The following is a 24,486-nucleotide window of genomic DNA, read 5'->3' on the forward strand; positions in this document are numbered from 1 at the left end:
TATATTTTAAATAAATATATATATTATTAAATATTGCTTTTATTCAACAAACTTATTCCCATATAAAAGAAAAAATGGTATATTATTTTAGAAATCAAAACTATTTTATAAAATTATATATATTGATTGAAAAATTTAAATCTTAAAATCATATTTAGTGAACATACTAAAATCTATGGTAAATATAAAAAATCCATAAATCACTTTAAAATATAAAGACTTTATTGCTTATTTTAATATAAAACTATTAGCAAATTACAAAGTATAATACTTTAAACTTTAAAAATAAAAATTACAAATAAATTAATAAGGGGGAGAATACAATTAAGGTAATAAGAAGATTAATAATTTTAGTTTGCTTAATTACTATTTGTTTTATAGGCTTTATTTGCTTACCTAAAAGCAAATATTATTTTAAAGATATAAGATCACTTGTTAATGAAGGCAAAGCTGAAGTAATAGAACCAAATCAAAAGATAAAAATAGATGATGATTACTTAATAATAAAAAGAATTATTAATACTGAAGATGAGTCATATATTAGATATAAACAAGTCAGAACTACTCTAGGCTGGTCTTTCTCAGAAAGTATCTTTAGAATATTTGATGACAATGGAGAAGAATATATAAAAACAGCTATAAGCTCCTCTACAAGTTTTTGGGTAACAGAAGGATTAATACTACTTGATAAAAAGATCAAGGAAGACGTAAAATATTTAATTATTAAAATTGACTGGTATGATAGACAAAATAAAATAAAAATTCCACTTAACAAAGAAGGTGAAGCTAATGAAAATTTATAAAAAATATAGTGCTATTATAGAATGGTTTTTGGCAATAATACTTATCCTCATTTGTTCTAAAATAATTTTCCCTGGAAGCTTCACTCCTCTAAAAGCACATGAGCAATCAGAAAAGTCAGTTTATTATGGCCCTTCAAATATAATTAAAACTATAGACTTAGGTAAAGAAAAAATATATCTATGTAAATATAAGGATTGGTTTTCAATAGATGTTATTAGAAAAGGGCTAATTAAGTGGCATCCAGTTAATTATCCAGCTGGATATCCAATAGACTACTCTAAGCAAGTAACTTTTAATACTTATACTTCAAAGCCTATAAAAAACTCTGAACCTATAGCTAAAATATACGGTTATGTAAATGACCCTCAAATAAAAAATATTGTATTAGAGGACAATAATAATAAAATCATTTCAAATTATGAATTGGATGAAAATAAAATGTTTATTCTTACTTCACATACAAATAATGAAAAAAATAAAGCTAACTATATAAAAGGCTTAGATACTAATGGAAATATTATATACGAAGAAGAGCTTAAATACTTTTAACCTAAATAGAAACAAGGTGATAAATATTAGCACCCTGTTTTATTTTTATCCATTAAAGATTATTAACTATTTAATATCCTAATTAAAATTCATCTTAATTATTTATTGTAATAAAGTAATATTTATCTATAAAGCCAATTCCATACTTATATTTCTTTTTTTCATTCCCAAAGCTTCATAAAATTTAATAGCTCCTTTATTAAATTCCCAGACAACTAATTGTAATGTGTTTACTCCTTCTTTTTTTGCAAAACTTATAATATGCTGAAATAAAAATTTTCCTATTCCTCTTTTACGATACTTTTCCTTAACACAAAAAGTATCAATTAAGGCAGTTTTTACTGGAGTAAGTATTGGTATGTTTCTAGGTCCTACTATTTGTATAAGACTAAAAGCTACAACCTCTTTACTTTCTCTTTCCTGAACTAAAAACATCTTGTATCTATCATCCTCTAGAATTTCTTTAAATTCCTCTTCTAATAAAGGTTTATCAGTTTCATTGTACACATCTGGTCTATTTTTAACATGTAAGTCATGTACCTCTCTAATAATTTCATTTATCACCTTGTAATCTTCTTTATCTGCAAATCTTATTTTGTATTTCATTTTGTCCTCCTTAGAGTAAATTTAAAATATAACTTCTAGCTTAACTCATAGTAATTATAAAATTATTTATCATGTGTATTAAAGTTAAAATCCAAAATGAAGATAATTTTTTAGGTTTATAATATGTATAAGAAAATACCATTATTATTGCACTAGGTATCACACAAAAAATATATATTAGACTGTAGTAATGCAATAAAGCAAATATTAGTGCAACTAATAATGAATATTTAAATTTGCTTTTAATAATTTTTTTGCTTAAATTTATTAATCCAATTATTAAAAATGACTCTATTATGGGTCCTACTATACTAGCAAAAATAATTCTTACACTAACACTCTCATTAATTACATTGCTTCCAATAAATTTTCCACCTAATTTAATATATATATCTATTAATTGTCCTAAAACAATATCAATTAATAATATAAGTGCAACCATAGAGATAACAAATAAAAAATCCATTAGTATTTCTTTTAATAATAAGTTCTTACATTCTTTTGTTTTTTCCATTATAAATCCTCTTTTCATTAATAGTATAAATCTTTAAAACAACTCCATTTAAATTTTTCCATATTTGTTTATATAATATATAATACAAATTTATTATATATTTTTCAAATATATAGAAAATTTGTATAAATTTAAATACTAATTTTTAAATAACATCACTAATTAATAAAAAAATATTATAAATTGGTATTTTTTTAAGTAATGATAATATATACATAGTTAAATATTATAAAATAATAATAAAAATCTAATTAATGAACAATTAATTAATATTATTTACTTAAAATTTAATTTTTATCAATATTTTATACATTTTATTCTAAATTTATGTTATATTAGTTAATGGACATAAACGTAAGAAGGACAAAATGAATAAATTCACATCATTTTTAAAGAAAAGAAAAGCTTTTGTTATAGTAGCTTTAATTGGTATGATTTTTGGTTTTACTGTTTTTGGTACACCTCAAAAAGATATTAATAAATTAAAAGCTGAAAAAACTACTGTATTAGCAAAAATAGATAGCTCCAAAGAAGAACTATCTACTTTGAATAAAGATATAGGTGATTTGAAGGAAAAAATAAATCAACTTAATGATGAAAAACAAAAACAGGAACAACTTTTAAAAGATACCACAGCCAAAGTAGAACTAAAACAAAAAGAAGAAGCTGAAAAACAAAGACAAGCTGAGATTGAAAAACAAAAACAAGAAGAAGCAAATAGTATTAGTCAAAGTTCTTCAAATAATTCTAGTAAAAAATCTACTAGTAATAACTCATCTAACGCTAAATCAAACTCATATAATTCTGATAATCCACAGCCTTCTAAACCAGTTGGTGAGATGGTGTACATAACTGCAACAGGTAAAAAATATCATCGTAAAAATAAATGTGGTAATACAAACCCAGCTAGGACAAGTTATATTCCACTATCAGAGGCAGAATCTATGGGATACTCCCCTTGTTCAAAATGTTATTAATAAAATTCAGAAAGGACTTTACTATATTATGAAAAATACACCAAAAAAAATATTAAAATTCTTACTAGGAATATGTATATTTTTTATAGCTCTTTGTATTTGTTCTTCAGCAAAAGGTGATTCAAGTTTAAATAATACTCATAATGAATTAGTTACCACAATTAACAATTCAAAAGAGGATTTAACTCACAAAGAAGAGGAATTATCTAAGGCTAAGACTGAAAAAGAGGATTTAGAAAAACAATTAAGTACTCTAAATGATTCATTAAATAAAACTAAGGAGTCTATTAAACAATTAGAAAATAGCACTAATAATTAATTTTTTATAATCTTAATTATTTTTAACTATATACATTTCATAAGGACCAGTTTTTAAGTTTTAATAACTGGTTCTTTATTTTTTCCTTTGATTAATTTTCTAATTGCTTAAAATCCCTAAAACACTTCTAATTTGTAAAAAAGTTCTATATTAAATTCCTTATAATATAAACTCTTTTATCTTAAATAATGTATAATTTATATAAGAAGTAATTAACATTAACTAAAACTGATTAATTCATAATTTGTATTTTTACTTATATTTAAAGAAAAATCGAGGTGATTATTATGAAGGTAAGAATTATAAGGCCTTCTTAAAATACTAATATCAACTTATAAAATTAAGAAAGTTTTTAATAAAGGAGGAACTTAAGATGAAATCTTTAATGAGTTTTATTCCAATGATTTTATCACTAGCAATTGCAACTTTTATTTTTATACCTATAAATAAAAGTTTAAAGTTATCAGATAAAATAGCAAAAATTATTCCTACAACCCCTAAATTTAAACCACTATTTTTTGTGGTATGTATGTTTTTACTTTTACTTATAATAGGGCTACTTGGTTTATATGTAATACCAATGAATGACTTAACTTACTACATATTAACTGGAATAATAGCAGGTATTGGTATTAGCATAACAGTTGAAATTTCACCAAAACATCACAAATAAAATAAGACTATTAAATAGATAAAGAGGGTAAGTGAAAACTTACCCTCTATTTATTAATAACACTAATTATTTTTTGCTTTCCATTCATTTAATTGTTTTTGTATTTCATCTTTAACTTCATTTATACCTGAATCATTTAATTTCTTATTTAAATCATTTAGTCCAACTTCAGGATCTATTGAACCTGTATATAATGCTCTTTCAAATTCCTGTAAAACATTATTTATAGCCGAAATTTGATTTGAAACGTTTTCGGAATTAAATTTAAATCCTAATATTGGAGAAACCTTAGCTGAATTATTGAATTTTTCAAAAGCCTCCCACTTATCTATAGGGTCATTTTCTGAAACATAAGTACCAAGTAAGTTTCCATATGCCCAGCTAACAACATCATATTTCTTACCATCAAATTTCTTTATTTGCTTGTCATTTATTTTTTCATAATGTTTTCCTTCTATTCCAAACATCAATAAGTTTCTTAAATTTGTATCAGTATTTACTAAAGTCAATAACTCCATTGCCTTCTTAGGATGTTTAGAGTTAGCAGAAATTGCAGTCATTGCACCAGTTGTTGAATTATTAGTTATATATGGTGGTATTATTGATGAAGTTACTACTTCCCTACCTAAAGATTTTCCCCATATATTTTCAGCATATGGTTGTCCATCTGCTTTCCATACAAATCTTTTTACTTCTGGTTTCATATCAGTTACTGCTGCATCTTGATTTATGTATCCAGCTTCATAATATTCTCTTAATTTTAATAACATATCCTTCATTTCTTTTGATTCAAATTTATTTGTTACTGTTAAACTCTTATCATTATAGAATATGCCTAATGGATTTACTATATCATCAAAGTCTAAAGGAATTGAATCTCCTTGAGTATAAAATGGAATAAAATCTGGTTCTTTTTCTTTTACTAATTTTAACCAAGGTTCTAAATCGTTTACTGAATGTATATTTTCATAAGGAATATTATACTTTTCAACAAGCTCTTTATCAAATACCCACATAGGTGCTAATGCTATTTCTTTTTGATTTGGAACAGCATATATTTTACCATCTATCTCTGCACCCTTCCATAACTCTTTGTTTATTTCTTTCTTTAATGGTGCTCCTTCTGTATCTAATAAATCATTTAACTCTAAAAAAGCTCCTTTTCTAGCATATTCTAAATAAGGAAATGCCCAAGAACATGTAAAGGCAAGATCATAAGGTTCCCCTGAATTACTAATAACACTCATTTTCTTAGTATAATCCCCAAAAGGTATATGTTTTATATCTACTGTAGCATTTATTTTATCTTTTAAATATTTATTTACTTCTTCTTCAACAATGTCATTATCAGCTGGCTCATCACCTATAACATACCAAGTTAAATTAACAGTTTCCTTACTTTCCTCTTCTTTGCTATTTCCACAGCCTGTAAGTATTAAAGATGAACATACAATACCACTTAAAATCAGTGACAATGCTTTTTTTCTTTTTATCATATTGTCCCCCTCCTAATAATATCTTATCCGCTTTCGAAAACGTTTTATATAAAGAATTTTACTATTTAAACTATTTAATATCAATAATTTAAGTCTAATATTTTAATACAAAAAGAATACTTTATATAATTTGTTAATAAATTATATAATTTGTACATACATTTAAAGAAATATTTCTATTTCACTTCCCCTGTAAAATCACTTAAATTTATCTTTTAAAATCCTCTTTCTCTATTTTTAAACTATTATTTTAATAAAACATAGTTCATCTATGTATCATTTCAAATAAAAAAATACTCCCTTTAAAATAGATTTTTATAGTTTCTTATCTACTTTAAAGGAAGTAATTTACTTATACCTATATTTTTATAGTGACAAAGATTGTTTTTATAATTTATAAGCTTAAACTATGTAAAATAAATTATTATTAATAATTTTCAGCTCTTACTTCAAAAAATCCTTTGGCATAATTACATACTGGGCAAACCTCTGGAGCCTTTCTACCAATAACAAGATATCCACAATTTAAGCATTCCCACATAGTTTCTTCTGATTTTTCAAATACCTTTTTCATCTTTATATTGTTTAAAAGCTTTCTATACCTATCTTCATGAGATTTTTCTATTTTAGCAACCTCTACAAATTTTTCTGCTAAATCAAAAAATCCCTCTTCTTCAGCCTCTTTTGCAAATCTAGCATACATATCTGACCATTCATAATGCTCTCCTTCTGCCCCATGTAATAAATTTTCTTTAGTATCTCCTAAATATCCTAACTCCTTAAACCATAGTTTAGCATGTTCTCTTTCATTGCCAGCTGTTTTTAAGAATAGTTCATATATTTGTTCATATCCTTCATTCTTAGCTACCTCTGCAAAGAATGTATATTTATTTCTAGCTATGGACTCCCCAGCTAATGCATCCATTAAATTCTTTTCTGTTTTTGTTCCTTTATATTTATTACTACTTTCACTAGATGATTCTGATTTGTTAGAATCTTTATCATCTACCTCTGATTTCTCTTCAACTTTTACAAAGGCTGAAGCTGGACTCTTGCAAACTGGACATATAAATCCTTCTGGTAATTCTCCTTCTTGTATATATCCACAAACTGTACAACGATATTTTACTGATTCACTCATTTTTTCTCCTCCTAAATCTTTACTTCTATCAAAATAAGTTGTATGTAACATTTCCTCAGCAAGATTGCTTAAAGGTTTTTCATAAAACTCCTCATATAACTTTTTAATCTCTTCATTTTCATAGCTAACTCTTAATTTCATGTTTGAATCTCTTTTATATAACCCATCTATACGTTTTTCTCTAAGCTTATCACCTTCAAATTTTTTATCTTTAGGTTGTCCACCTCCACCTATGCATCCGCCTGGACAAGTCATAACCTCAATAAAGTGATATTTCTTATCTTCATTTTTCATCTTTGAAATAAACTTTGAAGCATTTTCAGTTCCATAAATAACAGCTATGTTTATTTCTAAGTCATTTATTTTGAAACTAGCTTCACGAACACCTTCCATACCTCTTACAGACTCTAAATCATAAAAATCTTTAGGCGGATCTTCTTTAGTGATATATTTGTATGCTGTTCTTAAAGCAGCCTCCATAACTCCACCTGTATTAGCAAATATAACACCAGCCCCTGAAGCTTCTCCCATTAATTTATCAAAGTTACTATCCTCTAAAGAATTAAAATCAATTCCTTTTTCTTTAGCCCAAATAGCTACTTCCCTAGTTGTTATAACATAGTCCATATCACGCATATTTTCTATGCCATAATATCTACCTGATGCATTCATTTCTTCTCTTTTTATTTCAAACTTTTTAGCTGTACATGGCGTTAAGGCTACATTTACAATCTTAGAAGGATCAATTCCCATCTTCTTTGCAAAATAAGTCTTTATTGTAGGCCCTTGCATTCCTATAGGACTCTTTGAAGTTGAAATATGATCTAATATTTCTTGATGAAAGGTTTCAGCATATTTTACCCAGGCAGGACAGCAACTAGTAAATTGAGGTAGAGGTTTATTATTTTTAGTTATACGCTCCACTAATTCACTGGCCTCCTCAACTATAGTCATATCAGCAGCAAAATTAGTATCAAGAACATAATCAAAACCTAACTTACGAAGTAATGCTATCATTTTACCTTGGACAAAACTTCCATCATTCATATTAAATTCTTCACCTAAAGATACTCTAACAGCAGGCGACGTAGAAACTATGACTATTTTATCTTTATAACTTATTGCATCTTGTACCTTTTTATAATCAAAAACCTCTGTAATACTAGATGTAGGGCATACATTCGCACATTGACCACAATTAATACAAACAGCAGTATCATTAGTTTTTTCCAAAGAATAATGACCATTTACACCTATATAATCTGTACATATATTTTTACATGAACCACATTTTATACATTTCTCTTCATCTCTACAAATAGATGGATTATCCTTCTCAATAGCTACACGTATAGTTGTAGCTAAGTGTTTACCCATAGATTTTTCCTCCCCTTAATATTAAACTTTTGTTTCCTTATTTCATATAATATTAACCTCAAATACATATTTTTTCAATTAATGTATTTAAATACTATAATTTATTTTCTGAGCATTTATTAACTTTTTGTTAATAATATGAACTTTATTTTAATATACTTCCAATTCTCTATAGCTTTTATCTATAAATTTTAATTTATAGATTTCTAGTTTATATTTATTATATCTATGTTACCTAATATAGTAACCTTATTAAACTTAAGCCTATTAGAATATTTAAGTTTTAAATCCTCCATGTCACTAATACAATAACCTTGTTAAACTTTAAGCTTCTTCTTATAACAAAAAAATCTACCATTAAAACTTTATTGTTTAAAATGCTTTTTAATAAAAAATTAGAGTAAGCCCTAATATATTGCCTTAAACCTACTTAATCAAAAGTATAATAATTTACTGCAATATACTTTAAAACCTACTCTCTACTTTATTCATCTCTAAAATCATATTTACCATTTGGTAAGTCTATATTATGATTGTTTATTGAAATAGTATCATTATCAATCCAAATCATATTTGCCTCATTTATATGATAATCCCTATATATCTCTTTTTTAATATCTCCTTCCCTTAAATAACATTTAACTGACCAATCTACCGTAGCGCCTCCATTAATAAGATAAGCTTCAACCTTATACTTTCCGTCACTAGATACTGTTTCTCCTAAAAGCTCTTCACTTACTTTAAACCTATCATTAAACTCTCTTATTGATGATGTTATTTTAAAAGTAGCTACACCTAAAAATATTAAAGTTACAATAATATAAACTCCTAATCTAAAGTTAAAATTCTTATTCTTTAAATATTTATTCTCTCTTTCCTCCATAACATTTCTCCCAACATATTAAAATATAAACCTTAGATTAATTTTATATAATTTCCCCCATTAAATCCACCAATATTTAACAAACTAACCCATTAATAATATATGTAAAACTCATCTAATAAACCCTTAATAAAAATAAATTTATTAATATTACTTATATATTAATTATCTAAAATTCATACCTTATTAACCCTCTATTAATACATTTACTTACTTTTATGCCAATTTTGTTAACTTTTCGACCAGTTGCGCAAAACCTATTGATTAATTTATTATTATTTTTTAATATAAGATTAAAATTTAAATTTAAATAAATATTCTAAGTAAGGAGGAAAGATGTAGATGCTTATATATTATTGTATTTCTTTAATGATGCTTTTAACTATGCTTATGACTGGAATTATTAATCCAATTTGTTCATTCCTTAGTGGCGATACTGAAATTAGATTTAATGGAATTCTATATACTAATTTAAACGAAGAAAAATATAAAAAGATATTATTTTCAACTTTTTTAAATTTTATTATTTTAATATTATGTCTATGTATAGTATGTTTTAAATTTAACCCTTTCTTTCCTATATTCTTAGCTATATTGTGCATAATATGTTTACAACACCATATATTAAAATCACTAAGATAAAAGTTATTTATAAAATCTTATTTAAATGAATAATAAATTAAATAGTAATGTAAAAACTAAATACCATTTCAAATATTTTACTTTATATAAAACTAATAAGGGATTCGTATTTAAAATACGAATCCCTTTCCTTTTACTTTAATTTAAATATTCTGCTTAAATAAATTATTTTTATCTACTTACTATAGTTGAAAGAGTTGCTACATATTTTCCATCTAAATCCTCATACACTGCTGCTATACCACTAAAACCTTCTTTAAAAAGCTTAGTATCTAGTTCTAAATTTCCATTATTTAAAGAACTTTCAACATCAACATTTGATATGTCAATACTTTGTCCACCTGTATTTCTTCTTATATTTATTTCTTTAGGTGATAATCTTTCTCCATCTTTTCCTACAAAGGATTCATTTATAACATATTTTCCTTCAACTTCTTCTGGTGATCTTATAACTATATATTGTTCTTTTATGCTTACATTGTTAAGCTTCTTTAAATCTTTTATTTTAGATATGTCTCTTATTTCATTGCAGTCAAGATTTAATTCTTCTATATTTACAGCATATTGTAAACCTTCTAAGTTTGCTATTCCATATCCAACTGCTGATAAGCTTGTTAACTTATTCATATCGCCTCTTGTTATTACATCCCTTGATAGATTTAATTGATCTTTTATAGCCCTTTTTAATTCATTATCTGGTATATTAACTTCCTCTGTTAAATCAATAGCTGCCTCTAAATTATCCATAGCCTCTCTAAGCTCTATAATAGTAGAGTCTATTACTTCTTGTTCTGGATTAGGGTTTTCTAATACTTTGTTAGCCTTTTCTAGAGCAACTTGTAATTTATTAAAGCTTTCTTCAGTATATAGATTTCCATCTAATCCTCTTGCTTCCTCAACTATTTTTTCTAAAGCAGTAAAATCCTTAGAGTCTGCATATAATAACTTAGCATCTGCCCAGTCTGCATGATCTCCTCCATTTCCATTGCCACCATCTTTAGCTACTAATTTAAGTTCACTTACTCCAACTATTGGAATTAAAACATGCTTTCTTGTAGTCTCTGAATTCATAACCCCACTATCAAATACTTTTTTTCCATCAACATAAACTTCAAAGCTTAAAGATGATACATCAGAATTTCTCATCTCTCTATCTACACCAACATATGCTTCAAAGAACTTATAATTTCCCTCAGATAAATCATATACTATTGTTGAAGTTGCATGAGTTCCAATACCCTTCTTATACTCCACTTCTTGTCCATCTTCACCAAGTAAAGTTATGGTATTATTTTCAACACTTCTATCTTTTTGTACACTTCTCCAACCTGAATTAGCTGATTTCCAGTTCTTATCACTTATATAATCATAAGCATTAACAACTGATACTTTTCTATCTAGTGTAGTTTTATTTCCATGAGAATCAGTAACTTCATAGGATACTATATAGTTACCTCCTCTTTTTGTATTTACATTATTATTTATAACTTTTATATTCTTTGTTATGTCTCCATCTTCAGGATCATTAGCAACCATTCCTTGTAATGGGTTAAATAAATCACCTATATTTAAGGCTACCTCTTCCCCAGTTAATATTGGTTTATCGCTTGTAGTATAAACTTTTGCATCTGCCCAGTCTGCATGATCTCCGGCATTTCCATTTCCACCATCTTTAGCGACTAATTTAAGCTCACTTGCTCCTGCTATTGGAATTAAAACATGCTTTCTTTCAGTGTTTACATTCATAACACCGCTATCAAATACTTTTTTTCCATCAACGTAAACTTCAAAGATTACTGATGGCTCATTAGAGTTTCTCATTTCTCTATCTACACCAACATAAGTTTCAAACATTCCATAATTTTTACCTGATAGATCATAAACTATCTCTGAGTTTGCATGAGTTCCAAGACCTTTATCATATTCTACTTCTTGTCCATTTTCACCAAGTAAAGTTATTCTATTATCTTCAACACTTAAGTCTTTTTTTACATCTCTCCATCCAGATGATGCTGATTTCCATTCCTTATCACTTAAACTTTCAGCTGTAGTTATTGTGTATATTTTTCTTTCCTTAGTAACTGTGTTTCCGTCTTTATCTGTAACTTCATATACTACAGTGTATATTCCACCTCTATTTGCTTCAAAATCACTTGATTTTACTTTTATGCTTGATGTTAAATCACCATCTTCTACATCATTAGCAGTAACACCATCTAATATATTAAAATTATCCTTAACATTTATTACTGTATCTTCAGTTTTTATTGTAGGCTTTACATTATTAGTTGATAACTTAGGGTTTACTATTATACCGTGGTCTGATGTATTTCCATTTCCACTATCACTAACTTGTATTTCTAACTTATTAACGCCCTTAACTGGTACACTTATTTCTACCATATTATCGTTATATCTTAAAACCTTAGTTGTTTCTAAAGTCTCTCCATCTGCTATAACCTTAAAAGAAATACTTGAATTATCGTTAGCTCCTATTGTTTGATCAACACCTAATAAAGCCTCAAATCTGTCATAATCTTTTCCTGATAAATCATATACAACTTTTCCATTAGCATGTATTCCTATGCCCTTCTCAAAGGTTTTAATTTCTCCATTTACTCTACCTTTTATATTTGTATTTCTTCTTGGAGTTCCCCATTGAGTTTCTACTGATTCCCACTCTTCATCTGATAAATAGTCATAAGCACTAACTACTTCAACTTTAAGAGTTTTTTCTTTAGTTTCCTCTTCATCAGTGACTTTATAAACAACTTCATATTCACCTTTCTTAGTGTTATCAAAAGTATTCTTAATTACTTCAATTTTATTGCTTATATCATTTCCTTCGTAATTATAAGCTTTTACGTAATCCAATGGGTTAAACTCTTCATTAAGCGCTATTAAAACCTTTTGTTGTGCACTAATACTTGGAGCATGTAATTTAAAATTATAAGGCTTACTAGGATTTATTTCATTGTCATAAGCAACTATACTGTATTCATGGTTTTCATCTATATTAGCTCCGTGATCAACAAAATTATTTGTTGATGTAAATCCTATTGTTTTGCCATCCCTAGATATTTCATATCCTATAACATTGTTTTTATTTTCATTATCTATATCAAAAGAAATTGATACATCATTTCCGTTTACTATTTTTGCTTCTGCCTCGAACTTAAGATTTTCTGTAAATACTCCACCTTTATTTAAGTACATTTTATCATTTGCGTACCATAATTTATTAGATGGTTTAGGATATTTAGATGTATATTCCTTAGTCTCTTTCCATACATCCATTCCATGTCTTTCAAAATGCTCTGATAAGTCTAACTTAAACACATCTGATGCAGCCATAACCCATGCATTGTGTTTATTTTCCCAACTTCCACCACCTATATCTCTACTTCTAAATTCTTGTTCAAATCTTGGCCAGAAAGTTTTATCATATAACTGTAATTGCCATAAAGGGGCTACATGAGATAATAAAGATTTATCACTTTCTGGATAATATTCATTATTAGAATAATCATCTAAAGCCACCTTTGGTAATATGTTTCTTTCCCATAAATTTTGTCTAGTTATATTAGATGGTACACCTTTAATTCTCTCAAAATGAAGTGGAAGCATATTATTAGTTACCTCTACTATAGTTCTATTATTAGTGTCAAAATTATGACCCATTTCATGCATAAATCCCCAACCAGTATCTACGCCTAACGCTCCACCTTGCTCTGCTTTATTAAATCCTGTTATTCCATTTCCAGCATTCATAAAGCCTCCATTGTCTAACCATTTAAGCATACTTATATATCTAAAGTTAAAGTCAGAGTTAACCTCACTAGATTCATCAAATCCCCAATATTTCATAGTTTCTTTAATTACTTCATCACTTTTATTTGCAGTTTCACTTGGTAATTTATTATTATTTTTATACCAATTTAAAGCATAGGTTGCAGTTACGTTAACTAATGTTTTATCACTAAATACATCAAATACATCTGGTAATTGAGGATCCTTTTTTAATAAATCAACATATTCTTCAAGATCATTCATAACTTCTTCATCATTATCAATGCCTTTTATATAGTTTGGATAGTTTATAGCACCCTCTATTCTTATTTTAGGCTTTCTTCCTTGTTCTTCTGAAGTGTATGGGTTACTTGTATAAAGTACACCTGCCTTAGCTGTTCCTGGTCTTAACTCATTTGTAGGTTTTTCTGGTATAGTTATTACATTTTTACCTTTGCTTAAACTTATAGTAACATCTCCGTTATGCTGACTATCCATTTGTTTAAATACTAATTTTGGTGTTGGCTTTCCATCTTCCACATCAACATAAACAGTTATTACTTGTCCAGATTTTACTGCATAGCCAGTTGGTTGCCAGTCTTGGAAATTCCAAACCTTTCTTTTTTGAGATTCTTTAATTGAGTTTCCTCTACTTTGTAATTCAAATACAGTAGATCCTGTATTTCCTGCTAATACTTCTTTAGCAAGTTCTAATTTTTCCTTATATAAATTTACTAAGGGATGATTTTTTACCTCTTCCTCTAATGAAGCTAATTTTTCTTCTGTATTAAAGTCTTCTGATAATTCATTCATTAATCCATTTGTAAATAGTTTATCAACTTTATCTGATGTTTTATCTTCTTTATATAATCCAAATTCACTAGCACAAGCCCAGTTTTCATAACCTTTTTTGAATACAAATTTAATTCTCTTAAATTCTGTTGGATTAAATTTTATTTCTACAGAATTTTGAGTTATATTAGCATTGCCACTAGTTACCTTTTGATAATTATCTCCCTTAGTTGTTCTTGATGCATAAATATCAAAAGCTTCAGCAAAACCTCTATTTGAACCACGAGGTGCTGTATATACTATTCTATCTAATGTAGTTAATTCTTCTAATTCTATTTCAACTTCATTTGTAAAGTTTTCTGTATTTTGCTTTCCTGAATGCCATTTTGTATTGAAATCTCCGTCTATAGCTTTATCTATAGATTCTGATGCATATTGTCCACCATTAGTTTTTATTGATTTTATTTTGCTCTTATCTAACTTATAGATAGCATCATAAGCTTTAAGTAATTTATTATCTGGATTTAAAAAGTCAGATACTTTAGCATCAGTATATTGAACCTCTTTATTTTCAATAATTAACTTAACATTCTCTATCTCTTCTTTATAATCATTATAAAAAGGATGCTTCTTAGCTTCTGATTCTAACTTTTCTATTTTTTCTAAAGTATTAAATTCTTCAGATACTTGACTCATAGTGCTATCTGTGAATAATCTACTCATTTTATCTCTTAACTGATCTTCTTTATAGAAAGTAAATTCTGATGCTAAAGCCCAATTTTCATATCCTTTTTTAAATACAAATTTAACTCTTCTTGCCTCTGTTGGATTAAACTTAATTTCTACTGAACCTTTTGTTACTTCACTGTTTCCTGAAGTAACTTTTTCAAAGGTATCTCCAGAAGTTGTCTTTGATGTATATATATCAAAGGCCTCAGCAAATCCTCTCATATTTAAGTTTGTGTAAACTACTCTATCTAAAGTCTCTAATTTATCTAAAGTAATTATTACCTCATTTGTAAAATCTGAACTATTTTGCTTTCCAGAATGCCATTTTGTATTAACATCTCCATCAATAGCTCTCTCTATTGTATTTTCTGCATAACTTCCTCCATTAGTTGTTATTGATGATGTATTTATCTTAAATAGTTCATTATATTTTTTTAATGATTCATCATTAAAATCTTTAAATTTACTTACTAAGGCATCCTTGTAAACTACATTGTTTCCTTGTAAAACTAACTTAGCATTTTCTATTATTTCTTTAAACTTTTCATAAAATGGATGATCTTTAATCTCATTTTCAAAAGCATCTAATTTTTCTATAGTGTCAAACTCTGGATTCACCTTATTTTTTCCTTCATTTGTGAATATGGAGTTCACCTTATCCATGATTTTATCTTCCTTATAAAACCAAAACTCTGAAGCACTTGCCCAATCTCTATCAGCTGATTTAAATACGAATTTAAGTTTTTTAGCTTGTACTGTATCAAACTTAAACTCCATAAGACTTCCTGTTGACTTACTTGTCCCTTGAGAAACTAATTTAAAGTCATTATCATTTCCAGTTTGTGAAGCATATATATCAAACTCTGTTGGATATCCCTTTCCTCTTGCTCCATCTTGTCTTGTTGCATATGCTATTCTATCTATTGATTCTAACTCATTAAATTCTACTACAACTTCATTTGTGAAATCAGAACTATTTTCTCTTCCTGTTTCCCAGTGAGTAGCCAAGTCACCATCTATAGCTTTGTCTATAGAACTTGTTGAATATTGTCCCCCATTATTTGTTATTGAAACTATTTCATTTCTCTGTACTTTGTACTTTTGATTATATGCATCAAAATTCTCGTAGCTATTTAAATTGAATTGATTTATAGATGCTTGATTTATTACGCTTTCTTCTATAGAACTTATCTTTTCCTTTATTACCTCACTAGCATAAACATTCAAAATAGGACTTGCATTTGACATTATCATTGATGCAATAAGAATTTTAGATATTTTTTTCTTCATAATTTTCCCCCTCATATTATTATGTAACCACGAGTCATCTCTCTACGCCTATACCATTTAATAAAGTATTTTTACTAAAAAAAACTATCCTTAATATTAATTAAAGGATAGTTGCATAAAAACAGTTCTAAAAATAAATATATACTTAAGTATATATTTATAAATTAACTCTATTAAAACAAAGAATATTAATTCTTCGGCAACTGGCTAGCATAGTTATCATATAACCTTAGCCCCTTTAGCTTTGCGTCTCTAGATTTCCCTAGGTTTGCCAATATATTATTTTAGTATTTATATAATACAAAAATTTAATCCTATATTCAATATAAGATATTCTAATTTTTTATGTAATATTATAAAAAACGACTTGTTTTTTATACTTTTTACATTTTATTCATCTTTTATAAAATCACTTTATAAATAAAATTAAACTCTAAAAACATTAATTTATAGAAGTTATACTATAAATAAAAAGCTAGCAAGATTTTTTATTTTTTTCTTGCTAGCTTTTCATTTATTAATTATATTATTAATTTGTAAAATTAAATAAACACATGTATTTTTATAGTTTTATATTAATTTAAAGCTATATTACTTTAAATCTTCTACTACCTTAGCCATAGTTAATGCTAAATTATCACCTTTTGAATTATCTCTAAAAAGATTAAATTCCTTATTAGCAGTTACTATTTTTACTTCTTCATTTTCATCTTTAGTAGTTACTGAAAATTCTTTTAAATCTTTAAATGGTATCTGATCAACCTCTCTTGTTTCTTCAGCATAACCTAAGGATGCATGTCCTACATGCTCTAAATAAAGAGAATCCTTAGTTACAATTAGATTTACTTTATATGCCACATCTCCACCAGCTCCAGTTACTAAATTTGATACAAAATTTATAGCTGCATCCTTATTACTCACTTGTTTCATAACTGTAATCTTCATTAGAATATCTTCTTCTTTTAGATTTAATTTAAACATAAAAACACCCCATCTTCATATTTATTTATAATTAATTTTTACCACATTTAAAGAATTGATCATATAAAGCTTTTATTAATCCCAAAACAATAATAATTCCTTGGGTTATCATTATAGCATTATAATATTTCTTATCTATAAATATACTAATAAGAGCAATTATTATTACACTTAATCCAATTATCAAAAAATCCATTCCAACAATTCTAGATACTTTCTCTTTATCATGCTTCTTTTCATAAAAGCCGTTTAGTATATCTCCACAATTAAAATATTTAATTATTACCCCTAAAAAGGTTAATATTCCTCCCCCTAAAAAAGCAAGTACTAGAATTCCTGTTAAATCTGCTGGTTTCATAAAATCTCCCCAATCTATATTCTAATAATTATATTAATTTATTTTACAATATATACAAATTAATTAAAATCTTTAGATTTATTAAATTCACTTAAATTCTATACAATTGGGGTTTATTATAAAAAAATTCCAGTAGAAATATCTAACTACTCTACTGGAATTATTTTTAAATATAAGAGATACTTTATTATTTCTTTATTAAAAAGTCTTAATCTAAAGATTAAACTTTTTATATAAAAACTTTATATTAAAACTTTAAAACCATATTAATTATTATACGTAATTTTTAGACTTACAAAGTTTCTTAAACTCGTCAGCTACGAATTGTACTTGTGTTCCAACTATAACTTGAACACTTGTTTTTCCAGGTCTTATAACTCCTGAAACACCAGATGATTTTATCTTTTTCTCATTAACTAGTGTGCTGTCTTTTACTTCTAATCTTAATCTAGTTATACAGTTATCAATTGAAGTAATATTAGAAGGTCCACCTAGTCCTTCTAAGATGATTTTTGCAACTTCAGTGTAGTTATTATTTGCTAAAACTGCATTTGAATCATCATCCTCATCATCTTCTCTACCTGGAGTCTTTAAGTCAAATTTCTTTATCATAACTACGAATACTAAGTAGTATATAACTCCAAATACTAAACCTATACCTAATAAGTATAATGGGTTTAATGCCATTGGTGATGCAAAACTTAATATCCAGTCTACTAAGCCAGCACTAAAGTTAAATCCTGCTCTTACTGGTAAAGCAGCAACAACTGCCATAGATATTCCTGTTAATAAAGCATGAGCTACATATAAAGCAGGTGCTAAGAACATGAATGCAAATTCTAATGGTTCAGTTACTCCTGTAACGAATGATGATAAAGCAGCAGCTAATAATATACCAGCAGCAGCCTTCTTTTTATTAGTTTTTGCACAACGATACATTGCAAAAGCAGCAGCAGGTAAACCAAACATCATTACTGGAAAGAAACCTGACATATACATACCAGTTTGTCCTAAAGTACCTGTTCCAGCCCAGAAGTTTCCTATATCATTTATACCAGCAACGTCAAACCAGAATACTGAGTTTAAAGCATGGTGTAAACCAAGTGGTATTAATAATCTATTGAAGAATCCATAAACACCAGCTCCTATTGGTCCCATAGCTATTATTGATTCACCAAATGAAACTAATGCGCTATATATTACAGGATATACAAAGTATAAAACTAAAGAAGCTACTATTGAAGCAAGTGCTGTTACTATAGCAACACATCTTCTTCCACTAAAGAATCCTAAGAAATCTGGTAATTTAGTATTTTTAAACCTATTATAACAACCAGCTCCTATTAAACCGGCTACGATACCTATAAATTGGTTTTGTATCTTTCCAAAAGCTGGGTTAACAGCTTCAACATCTACTCCTTGCATCATTGCAACAACTGCACTAGATAATAATGTAGTTATCATAAGCCATGATACTAAACCTGCTAAACCTGCTGCTCCATCATTATCATCTGACATACCAACAGCTACCCCAATAGCAAATAAGATTGCCATGTTATCTATAATAGCTCCACCAGATGTTAATAAGAATGCTGATACTACACTATTAGCACCCCATCCAGATGGGTCTAGCCAATATCCAATTCCCATTAATATACCTGCTACTGGAAGTGCAGCAACTGGTAGCATTAAAGATTTACCTAATTTCTGAAAATATTTCATCATATTAATATTCCCCCTATAAATTCCACTAACTGTTAAATTGATTCTTTAAGAACCCCTTTTTTTCTGAAAGAATCAAACTAATTTTTCATAGTAAATTAACAGATTATAAATTAGAATATATTTATTTATGATTGCTTTAAAACGTTTTCTTAAACTATAAAATTCATAATGAATTTTGTAGTTTACATAATATCAATTTTCCCCTCTATAACACCTCCTAAAATAATCTAGTAAAAATTAAACTTAATAAACTTATTAAATCTAAATAACTAGTTCCCTTATAACTAATTAATATATTATTTAATTGTTTATTAATTGTACACTTATATTAAAAATGTATTCTAAACTTTTAATATGTTGATTATATCGTGTGACAATATTAATAAAATAAAATCATAGCCTTAAATTTAATAGTTAAATAAAAGTCACCCTTCATCTAAAGACTATACTTTAGTTTAAAATACACCTTCAATATTTATATACATATTTTTACTTTTATTACAACTTTATTATAACATGTAAAATTATTTTATATTATGTATTTTAAGTAAACATTTCATTAAAATTCTTTATAAGTAACACTATCCTGATATAATGAATGTAAATATATAATATCTAAGCATATAATTTTATAAAAAGGAGTGATTTTAATAATGAAACTTTTTAGGAAAACCTTTGTTGTTGAGCTAAAGGATTCATTACAGTACCCTTCAGCTAATACCATATGCGATACGATTTTAAAGCAAGAAAGTAATGTTGAATTTATAAGTAAAGAAAAACCTGTAATCTTTAAATTAGACAATGTGATCTATGAAGTAGAAATTACAATGGCTCGTGGTGGTTATGAATTAGCTTGTAAAGAGATTAAATAGCTTTTTATTATATTTTTTAAAAGTACCAATAGATAGAACTATTATATTTTTAATCTCTCCCATATAATAAAATATAATTAAAGAATACAATATATTGATTCTTATTCAAGTTGTAAAAAAATATAAATAAAGGGCATTTATCAAAATTAATTTTGATATAGCCCTTTTGTTCTACTTATTTTTTACATTTCATTTTGTCTTGAACATCCATTAATGCTTCACCAAATCTTTGGAAGTGAACAATTTCTCTTTCTCTTAAGAATCGTAAGATTTCCTTTATATCTTGATCATCAGTTAAGTTTATAAGCCATTCGTAAGTTGCTCTAGCCTTTTGCTCAGCTGCCATATCTTCATGTAAATCAGCTATAACATCACCCTTTGCTTGAATATAAGTTGCTGTCCATGGATTTCCTTGAGCATCTGCATAATATAATGCCTTTCCATGATCTGTATAATGACCAGCTAGTCCTGCTTTCTTTAAATCTTCAAGGGAAGCATTATCCATTAATTGATAAATCATAGTTGCAATCATTTCTACGTGAGCCATTTCTTCTGTTCCTATATCAGTTAATAATCCCTTTGCTTTATTAGTTGGCATTGTATATCTTTGATTTAAATATCTAAGTGCTGCACTTAACTCTCCATCTGGTCCACCATATTGAGATATTAAAAACTTTGCCATTCTAAGATCGTTACACTTTAAGTTTATTGGATATTCTAAAGTTTTTACATAATACCACATAATTAAATCCTCCTAACATTTAATTTCCCAAGGCCAAGGTTGTTCAATCCATGCAACTGGGTTTTCTACATAAGCATCTCCAAAATTTCTTATAGGTCCATATTCACATTCAAATCTTTCTATTAATTCGCTTAATTTTGAAGATATTTCTTTATAGTCCTCAGTAGCTTTTCTGTTTTCTGGGAAATTATCAAGATAAAGATTTAATTCCACTGCATAAAATTGTAACTTTTGTATATCATCTAATAATTCTAGTGCTTTCATAATTTCACCTCATTAACATTCTTTCTTTTCTTTATATGGTCTGTATAAGTCTTTAAAGATTGTTCCCTTCCAGAAACCTTTACAGATTGAATATAAGTTTTCATATTTCTGAGGTAATATATATGCACGTGCATACTCTAATTTAAATTTGTCATCAGTACAATCATACATATTATTTATCCATCCTTTACATATATGGTAATTTCGTTATAGTAATATACTATGCCTATATATAAAATGATGTTACATATTCCTTTTAATCCAATTCATTTATTCTAAAAATAAAAGACCTTCTTAATGATTCATTAAAGTTTCATTATTTATAGAAACTCTTTGAAAAATCAAGTTAGGTCTTAATATAGACTTTAACAAGGCCCCATTGTTAATAAAAAGGCAAATATTATCTTAGGTATTAATATACTTTAACTTTCACTTAAGCAAAAGCTAATTTTTTAAATTCTATAGAATATAGCTTACTACTTTATTACAAAGATGTATTTTTATATTTTAAAATCATTTTTAGTATATGCCTTACTATACTGCTTATTTTAAAATCTTATAAACTTCTTCTACCTTTAATAGCTTAATTATTGATTAACATAAGTTTTATTGCAAACTATGCTTTAGAAGGTTTTCTTCTAAAGAACTATTAAGATTTTTGATTAAAATACTGTTTATTGCAAACCATATTTGCCCTTGAAGTTTTCTAGAGCAAAATTATAATTTTTCTTATCATCATCAGTAAAATCTCTTAGATTCTTAAAGTTGTCTATATCTGAGCAAATATCAAACCCACACTCTTCACTCATCATATATTTTAAGAAATCTTTGTATTTTTTATTGATTACATCTTTCCCAAACCTTTTAAAAATCTCATAATAAAACTTTTCAAAGCCCTCTGTTGTCAAAGGATTTAGTACCATAAATTTATCTTTAATCTTTAAATCTAATAAAATAAATTCAAATCCAATTAAGCTTTCAAAGGCATCATTAGCATCCTCTCTTACTCTTCCAATCTTCACCTTTTTTACCTCCTAAAATAAGACTAATTACTTACTTCTATTCTTCTTACTTATTTCCTTTAAATATTTACTTATTTTATTATTTATTAAATTAAGTAATTATATCCATAAGTTTATTCTAAAAGGTATAAGCTTTTAAACTTTTAATATCTAATGGCTTTGAGAAATAATATCCTTGAATATAAATTTTTTCATAAAGAAAGGTTTTTATTATATCAACCTGCTCTTTTTCCTCTATCCCCTCAATAACTATAGACTTATCTGATAATCTACATATATCTAATATAAAGTCTATTACTTTAAGGCTTATTTCTGAATCATTAATTCCATCTGCAAAAAACTTATCTATTTTAATAATATTAGAATCTATTTTCTTTAATAAATCTAAATTTGAGTACTCCACACCAAAGTCATCTATTGCGATTAAAATACCATTGTCTTGTAAAAAGTTGATATTTTCTTGTATTTTTTCTATTTCACCTACTACAAACTTTTCTACAATCTCTAAACAAATACTATTTTTTATTATTTTGTTATCATTAACTATTTCAACTATTTTCTTTAAAAATTCTCTATCTTTTATCTCATTAAAAGATACATTTAGAGAAATATAAAAGTCTTTTTCATTGATATTGTCGTAACACCTTATAATATTGTAATCTTTAATTACTCTCTTTAAGACCCACAATGTAATTTCTTTCATCATATTGGCGTCTTCTATCACCTTCATAAAATGATATGGAGTTAGTAATTTGCCGTCTTTCCTTAAACGCAATAAAGCCTCAACGCTTCTTACTCTATTATGTTTAAAATCCACTATTGGTTGATAATACAAAATATAATTATCTTTTTTTAGATCATTATATATTTTTTTCTTTTTAAAGATTTTAACTATTCTCTTTTTAACCCTCTTAAATATAATTATACATATAATAAAAATAATTAAAGTAATTACATTCTTATTAGTAATAGCAATGATAAAGTTATGAGTTTTTTTAAAATAATGGTTATTATCAAGATATCCATTAAGATTAATTGTACTAAGTGATCCATCAAATTTTTTTATTAACTCATTATTATTCTTATTTGCTACAATATATTTTGGTCCAGATGAAAATTCAAAAATTTCTCTAATATTTTCTCCTTTATTTTTTATATCACTATCTGGATTATCTACAATAAAATCCACCTTATTATCAGCTAATAAAGTTTTTATTGCTTTATAAGAAGATCCCTTAACTAGTTCAACATTTATATTTCTTTTTCTTAGATAATCTAATATCCATTCATTATCTAATTCTCCCTCTATATATCCCATTTTCATGCCATTTAAGGCTTCTAAATCACCATATTTTATATCAGTATTAGTATATATAAGCTTTAGCTCATTATTTATAGATTTATTTGTAAACTCAAAGAATTCTTCTCTCTCAGGAAGTTTTTTTATTCCAAATACTAAATCTATTTCTCCGTTTTTAAGTTCTTTTAAAAGATCTGGAGCTTTTCCATTTACATATTCAATCTTAAAATTAAGTTTTTCAGCTAATTTTTCAGTTATATCCTTATAATATCCACAGATATTGGCTTTATGGTCAATATAAAAATGAGGGTAGTCATCATAAAATCCAATTTTCAATAAGGTTTTTCTTTGCTCTTTATTTATAATTAATCCATGACATAAAAATAACATTATAAATACAAGAAAAAAGAGTATAAGCATTATAAACCTCTTACTTTTTTTCATAAATTAACTCCCACTATATTATTTAAATTTATCCATTATTCTACAGATTATAGCATATTTAATAATTTTTTTAAAACAACTTTTAACATTTTTAACACTTTATTTTAAAATATAAAATTAAAAAATATAGCAAGATAATATTTTTATCACAAAAACAAACGATTACACTTTAAAACAAGAATAAATCTGAAGTTAAA

At 26.6% G+C, this 24,486-nt stretch carries 21 protein-coding genes and 1 riboswitch; of the genes, 7 read left to right on the top strand and 14 right to left on the bottom strand.

The genetic code is table 11. From position 1 onward, the window contains the following. Window positions 1-512: 512 nt before the first annotated feature. Both I6G60_RS15480 and I6G60_RS11210 read left to right on the top strand, forming a co-directional pair. A complete protein-coding gene (locus I6G60_RS15480) occupies window positions 513-803 on the top strand; it encodes a hypothetical protein (protein WP_371830504.1) in 291 nt (96 codons plus the stop codon). Further along, complete coding sequence (locus I6G60_RS11210) at window positions 790-1,353, top strand: hypothetical protein (RefSeq protein WP_195934378.1); 564 nt, start codon at window positions 790-792, stop codon at window positions 1,351-1,353. Before I6G60_RS15480 ends, I6G60_RS11210 begins: the two co-directional genes overlap by 14 nt. Window positions 1,354-1,479: 126 nt before the next feature. Here the strand turns inward: I6G60_RS11210 and I6G60_RS11215 are convergent, their stop codons facing one another. Both I6G60_RS11215 and I6G60_RS11220 read right to left on the bottom strand, forming a co-directional pair. Beyond that, entirely contained in the window at window positions 1,480-1,959 is a 480-nt protein-coding gene (locus I6G60_RS11215; RefSeq protein ID WP_142712029.1) for a GNAT family N-acetyltransferase, read from the bottom strand. Between the two features lie 40 nt (window positions 1,960-1,999). Beyond that, on the bottom strand, window positions 2,000-2,473 hold the full coding sequence (locus I6G60_RS11220; protein WP_197925327.1) for a CPBP family glutamic-type intramembrane protease: 474 nt from the start codon (window positions 2,471-2,473) through the stop codon (window positions 2,000-2,002). A gap of 368 nt (window positions 2,474-2,841) precedes the next feature. On the opposite strand from I6G60_RS11220, the gene I6G60_RS11225 reads away from it, so the two are divergent. From I6G60_RS11225 to I6G60_RS11235, 3 genes are all read left to right on the top strand, one after another. Further along, complete coding sequence (locus I6G60_RS11225; RefSeq protein WP_197925329.1) at window positions 2,842-3,450, top strand: coiled-coil domain-containing protein; 609 nt, start codon at window positions 2,842-2,844, stop codon at window positions 3,448-3,450. 28 nt (window positions 3,451-3,478) lie between these two features. Next, the gene (locus I6G60_RS11230) at window positions 3,479-3,769 is read left to right on the top strand and encodes a hypothetical protein (RefSeq protein ID WP_197925331.1); all 291 of its coding nucleotides are present in this window, start codon (window positions 3,479-3,481) and stop codon (window positions 3,767-3,769) included. Between the two features lie 373 nt (window positions 3,770-4,142). Continuing rightward, a complete protein-coding gene (locus I6G60_RS11235; protein ID WP_003460376.1) occupies window positions 4,143-4,442 on the top strand; it encodes a hypothetical protein in 300 nt (99 codons plus the stop codon). Window positions 4,443-4,504: 62 nt separating this feature from the next. Here I6G60_RS11235 and I6G60_RS11240 read toward each other — a convergent pair whose 3' ends face one another. The 3 genes from I6G60_RS11240 to I6G60_RS11250 all read right to left on the bottom strand — a co-directional run bounded on the left by I6G60_RS11240 (window position 4,505) and on the right by I6G60_RS11250 (window position 9,339). Further along, the gene (locus tag I6G60_RS11240; RefSeq protein ID WP_004460583.1) at window positions 4,505-5,938 is read right to left on the bottom strand and encodes an ABC transporter substrate-binding protein; all 1,434 of its coding nucleotides are present in this window, start codon (window positions 5,936-5,938) and stop codon (window positions 4,505-4,507) included. 427 nt (window positions 5,939-6,365) lie between these two features. After that, entirely contained in the window at window positions 6,366-8,456 is a 2,091-nt protein-coding gene (gene rbr, locus I6G60_RS11245) for a rubrerythrin (RefSeq protein ID WP_061415451.1), read from the bottom strand. 484 nt (window positions 8,457-8,940) lie between these two features. Continuing rightward, entirely contained in the window at window positions 8,941-9,339 is a 399-nt protein-coding gene (locus I6G60_RS11250; protein ID WP_003460379.1) for a DUF5412 family protein, read from the bottom strand. A gap of 342 nt (window positions 9,340-9,681) precedes the next feature. Here I6G60_RS11250 and I6G60_RS11255 point away from each other — a divergent pair, with 342 nt between their 5' ends. Further along, window positions 9,682-9,981 carry a hypothetical protein gene (locus I6G60_RS11255; RefSeq protein ID WP_003480815.1) on the top strand — a complete coding sequence of 100 codons (300 nt, stop codon included), beginning with the start codon at window positions 9,682-9,684 and terminating at the stop codon, window positions 9,979-9,981. Window positions 9,982-10,152: 171 nt separating this feature from the next. Here the strand turns inward: I6G60_RS11255 and I6G60_RS11260 are convergent, their stop codons facing one another. From I6G60_RS11260 to nagE, 4 genes are all read right to left on the bottom strand, one after another. Continuing rightward, complete coding sequence (locus tag I6G60_RS11260) at window positions 10,153-16,581, bottom strand: NPCBM/NEW2 domain-containing protein (RefSeq protein ID WP_138329677.1); 6,429 nt, start codon at window positions 16,579-16,581, stop codon at window positions 10,153-10,155. A 195-nt stretch (window positions 16,582-16,776) separates the two neighbouring features. Continuing rightward, window positions 16,777-16,864: riboswitch (cyclic di-GMP riboswitch) on the bottom strand. 308 nt (window positions 16,865-17,172) lie between these two features. After that, the gene (locus tag I6G60_RS11265; protein ID WP_195934390.1) at window positions 17,173-17,562 is read right to left on the bottom strand and encodes a hypothetical protein; all 390 of its coding nucleotides are present in this window, start codon (window positions 17,560-17,562) and stop codon (window positions 17,173-17,175) included. A 31-nt stretch (window positions 17,563-17,593) separates the two neighbouring features. Next, window positions 17,594-17,920, bottom strand: coding sequence for a DUF3784 domain-containing protein (locus tag I6G60_RS11270; protein WP_110083155.1), 327 nt, complete (start codon window positions 17,918-17,920; stop codon window positions 17,594-17,596). A gap of 273 nt (window positions 17,921-18,193) precedes the next feature. After that, window positions 18,194-19,645: an N-acetylglucosamine-specific PTS transporter subunit IIBC gene (gene nagE / locus I6G60_RS11275; protein WP_197925333.1), complete on the bottom strand. Its 1,452-nt coding sequence runs from the start codon at window positions 19,643-19,645 to the stop codon at window positions 18,194-18,196. Window positions 19,646-20,298: 653 nt separating this feature from the next. Here nagE and I6G60_RS11280 point away from each other — a divergent pair. Continuing rightward, window positions 20,299-20,517, top strand: a complete 219-nt coding sequence (locus I6G60_RS11280) for a DUF4318 domain-containing protein (RefSeq protein ID WP_003454064.1) — start codon at window positions 20,299-20,301, stop codon at window positions 20,515-20,517. A 175-nt stretch (window positions 20,518-20,692) separates the two neighbouring features. Here I6G60_RS11280 and I6G60_RS11285 read toward each other — a convergent pair whose 3' ends face one another. The 5 genes from I6G60_RS11285 to I6G60_RS11305 form a co-directional block, all read right to left on the bottom strand. Beyond that, the gene (locus I6G60_RS11285; protein WP_057231230.1) at window positions 20,693-21,259 is read right to left on the bottom strand and encodes a manganese catalase family protein; all 567 of its coding nucleotides are present in this window, start codon (window positions 21,257-21,259) and stop codon (window positions 20,693-20,695) included. A gap of 12 nt (window positions 21,260-21,271) precedes the next feature. Continuing rightward, complete coding sequence (locus I6G60_RS11290) at window positions 21,272-21,523, bottom strand: spore coat protein CotJB (protein ID WP_111693928.1); 252 nt, start codon at window positions 21,521-21,523, stop codon at window positions 21,272-21,274. Window positions 21,524-21,535: 12 nt separating this feature from the next. Next, window positions 21,536-21,694: a spore coat associated protein CotJA gene (locus I6G60_RS11295; RefSeq protein ID WP_003453870.1), complete on the bottom strand. Its 159-nt coding sequence runs from the start codon at window positions 21,692-21,694 to the stop codon at window positions 21,536-21,538. Between the two features lie 503 nt (window positions 21,695-22,197). Next, window positions 22,198-22,545 (bottom strand): hypothetical protein, encoded by a 348-nt coding sequence (locus I6G60_RS11300; protein WP_003454002.1) that lies wholly within the window; start codon window positions 22,543-22,545, stop codon window positions 22,198-22,200. A gap of 118 nt (window positions 22,546-22,663) precedes the next feature. After that, entirely contained in the window at window positions 22,664-24,289 is a 1,626-nt protein-coding gene (locus I6G60_RS11305; RefSeq protein ID WP_163235648.1) for an EAL domain-containing protein, read from the bottom strand. Window positions 24,290-24,486 lie beyond the last annotated feature (197 nt).

This window comes from Clostridium perfringens, assembly GCF_016027375.1.
GTDB lineage: Bacteria > Bacillota > Clostridia > Clostridiales > Clostridiaceae > Sarcina > Sarcina perfringens.

Coding starts and splice junctions, on each gene's coding strand:
- I6G60_RS11210 (WP_195934378.1), top strand. CDS start 790: ATGAAAATTTATAAAAAATATAGTGCTATTATAGAATGGTTTTTGGCA.
- I6G60_RS11215 (WP_142712029.1), bottom strand. CDS start 1,959: ATGAAATACAAAATAAGATTTGCAGATAAAGAAGATTACAAGGTGATA.
- I6G60_RS11220 (WP_197925327.1), bottom strand. CDS start 2,473: ATGGAAAAAACAAAAGAATGTAAGAACTTATTATTAAAAGAAATACTA.
- I6G60_RS11225 (WP_197925329.1), top strand. CDS start 2,842: ATGAATAAATTCACATCATTTTTAAAGAAAAGAAAAGCTTTTGTTATA.
- I6G60_RS11230 (WP_197925331.1), top strand. CDS start 3,479: ATGAAAAATACACCAAAAAAAATATTAAAATTCTTACTAGGAATATGT.
- I6G60_RS11235 (WP_003460376.1), top strand. CDS start 4,143: ATGAAATCTTTAATGAGTTTTATTCCAATGATTTTATCACTAGCAATT.
- I6G60_RS11240 (WP_004460583.1), bottom strand. CDS start 5,938: ATGATAAAAAGAAAAAAAGCATTGTCACTGATTTTAAGTGGTATTGTA.
- rbr (WP_061415451.1), bottom strand. CDS start 8,456: ATGGGTAAACACTTAGCTACAACTATACGTGTAGCTATTGAGAAGGAT.
- I6G60_RS11250 (WP_003460379.1), bottom strand. CDS start 9,339: ATGGAGGAAAGAGAGAATAAATATTTAAAGAATAAGAATTTTAACTTT.
- I6G60_RS11255 (WP_003480815.1), top strand. CDS start 9,682: ATGCTTATATATTATTGTATTTCTTTAATGATGCTTTTAACTATGCTT.
- I6G60_RS11260 (WP_138329677.1), bottom strand. CDS start 16,581: ATGAAGAAAAAAATATCTAAAATTCTTATTGCATCAATGATAATGTCA.
- I6G60_RS11265 (WP_195934390.1), bottom strand. CDS start 17,562: ATGTTTAAATTAAATCTAAAAGAAGAAGATATTCTAATGAAGATTACA.
- I6G60_RS11270 (WP_110083155.1), bottom strand. CDS start 17,920: ATGAAACCAGCAGATTTAACAGGAATTCTAGTACTTGCTTTTTTAGGG.
- nagE (WP_197925333.1), bottom strand. CDS start 19,645: ATGATGAAATATTTTCAGAAATTAGGTAAATCTTTAATGCTACCAGTT.
- I6G60_RS11280 (WP_003454064.1), top strand. CDS start 20,299: ATGAAACTTTTTAGGAAAACCTTTGTTGTTGAGCTAAAGGATTCATTA.
- I6G60_RS11285 (WP_057231230.1), bottom strand. CDS start 21,259: ATGTGGTATTATGTAAAAACTTTAGAATATCCAATAAACTTAAAGTGT.
- I6G60_RS11290 (WP_111693928.1), bottom strand. CDS start 21,523: ATGAAAGCACTAGAATTATTAGATGATATACAAAAGTTACAATTTTAT.
- I6G60_RS11295 (WP_003453870.1), bottom strand. CDS start 21,694: ATGTATGATTGTACTGATGACAAATTTAAATTAGAGTATGCACGTGCA.
- I6G60_RS11305 (WP_163235648.1), bottom strand. CDS start 24,289: ATGAAAAAAAGTAAGAGGTTTATAATGCTTATACTCTTTTTTCTTGTA.